The organism is Streptacidiphilus sp. BW17 (assembly GCF_041262485.1).
Lineage (GTDB): Bacteria > Actinomycetota > Actinomycetes > Streptomycetales > Streptomycetaceae > Streptacidiphilus.
Genome location: NZ_JBGCCR010000079.1, coordinates 1 through 2,127, shown reverse-complemented (window position 1 = coordinate 2,127; position 2,127 = coordinate 1). Strand labels below are relative to the sequence as shown.

The following is a 2,127-nucleotide window of genomic DNA, read 5'->3' as shown; positions in this document are numbered from 1 at the left end:
CGTGCGGACGAGCAGGTGAAGGTGCGCGGCTTCCGGGTGGAACCGGGCGAGGTCCAGGCCGTGGTGGCCGAGCACCCGGGCGTGGCGCAGGCCGCAGTCGTGGTCCGCGAGGACATCCCCGGGGACAAGCGCCTGGTGGCGTACGTGGTGCCGGCCGTCGACGGCGCGGGCGAGGAACTGGCCGCCGTGGTGGCCGTTTTCACGGCTGAGCGGCTGCCGCACTACATGGTTCCCTCGGCGGTGATGGTGCTGGCCGCGCTGCCGCTGACGGCCAACGGCAAGCTGAACCGCGCCGCCCTGCCTGCTCCGGACCGGTTGTCCTCCACCGCGAAGGCCGTCGGCCGCGCTCCGGCGACGGTGCACGAGGAGATCCTCTGCGGTGTGTTCGCGCAGGTGCTGGGCCTGGAGCGGGTCGGCGTCGACGACGACTTCTTCGCCCTGGGCGGCCACTCCCTGCTGGCGATCCGGCTGATCAGCCGGATCCGGACGGTCCTGAACATCGAGTTGCCGATCCAGGTGTTCTTCGAGGTGCCGTCGCCGGCCGGGGTCGCGGCCTGGCTGGCCGAATCGGCGGTCACCGAAGGGCGTGCGGCGCTGGCGCCTGCGGAGCGGCCGGAGCGGGTGCCGCTGTCGTTCGCGCAGCGCCGCCTGTGGTTCCTGGGGCAGCTGGAGGGTCCGAGCGCTATCTACAACGCCGCGATGGCGCTACGACTGAGCGGAGAGTTGGACCAGCAGGCACTGGCGGCCGCGTTCAGGGACCTGATCGGGCGACACGAGGCGCTGCGCACGGTCCTGCCGGCGGTGGATGGTGAGCCGTACCAGCGGGTGCTGGCGGTCGAGGAGGCCGGGTTCGAGGTGCCGGTGGTGGCGGTCGGGGCAGCGGAGTTGGATGCCGCGGTGGCCGAGGTGTCGGCGCATGCCTTCGACCTGTCGTCGGAGATTCCGCTGCGGGTGACGGTGTTCGCGGTGGAGCCACAGGAGCATGTGCTGGTGGTGCTGGTGCATCACATCGCGGGTGATGGCTGGTCGACGGAGCCGATGCTGCGGGACGTCTCGGTGGCGTACGCGGCACGGCTGGGTGGTGCGGCGCCGGTGTGGGAGCCGCTGCCGGTGCAGTACGCGGACTACGCGCTGTGGCAGCGGAAGTTGCTCGGTGACGAGCAGGATCCGGACAGTGTGCTGTCCGGGCAGGTGGCGTACTGGCGCGAGGCGTTGGCGGGGGCACCGGAGGAGCTGGAGCTGCCGACCGATCGCCGGCGCCCGGCGGTCGCCTCGCACCGTGGGCACGAGGTGTTGCTGGATGCCCCGGCCGAGCTGCACGCGCGGGTGCTGGAGGTGGCACGGGAGCGGGGAGTGACCTTGTTCATGGTGCTGCAGGCGGCGTTGGCGGTGACGTTGAACCGTCTGGGGGCAGGCGTGGACATCCCGATCGGTTCCGCGATCGCCGGGCGTACCGATGAGGCGCTCAACGACCTGGTCGGGTTCTTCGTCAACACGCTGGTGGTGCGCACGGACCTGTCCGGTGATCCGACCTTCGACGAGGTGCTGGAGCGGGTCCGGGCGACCAGTCTGAGCGCGTTTGCGCACCAGGACGTGCCGTTCGAGAAGCTGGTGGAGGAGCTGTCGCCGGTCCGGTCGCTGGCCCGTCACCCGCTCTTCCAGGTCATGCTCACGGTGCAGAGCGCGGCTTCGGCGGCGTTGGAGTTGCCCGGGGTGCGGCCTTGGGCGCTTGCCGCGGGTGCGTCGGCGGCGAAGTTCGACCTGGACGTGAGTGTGGGTGAGGTCTTTGATGCGCAGGGCGAGCCGGCGGGCATCCGGGGGAGGTTGATCGCGGCTGCGGATCTGTTCGATGCGGGGACGGCGGAGCGTTTCGCGGGTTGGCTGCTGCGGGTCGTCGAGACGGTTGCCACTGAGCCGCAGGCGCGATTGTCGGCGGTGGAGGTGCTCGATCCGGTTGAGCGTGGCCTGCTCTTGGAGGACTGGAACGGTCCGTCGGTGGAGGTTGGTGCGCTGGTGCCGGAGGTGTTCGCCTGGCAGGTGGTGCGGACGCCGGATGCGGTGGCGGTGGTGTTCGAGGGTGTGGAGGTGTCGTATGCGGAGTTGGATGCGCGGGCGAATCGGTTGGCG

Annotated in this window: 1 protein-coding gene; it reads left to right on the top strand. The window is 70.8% G+C overall.

Annotation, left to right across the window (positions count from 1 at the left end):
• The coding region (locus ABH940_RS36900; protein WP_370107285.1) for a condensation domain-containing protein at positions 1 to 2,127 on the top strand (2,127 nt) is incomplete at both ends.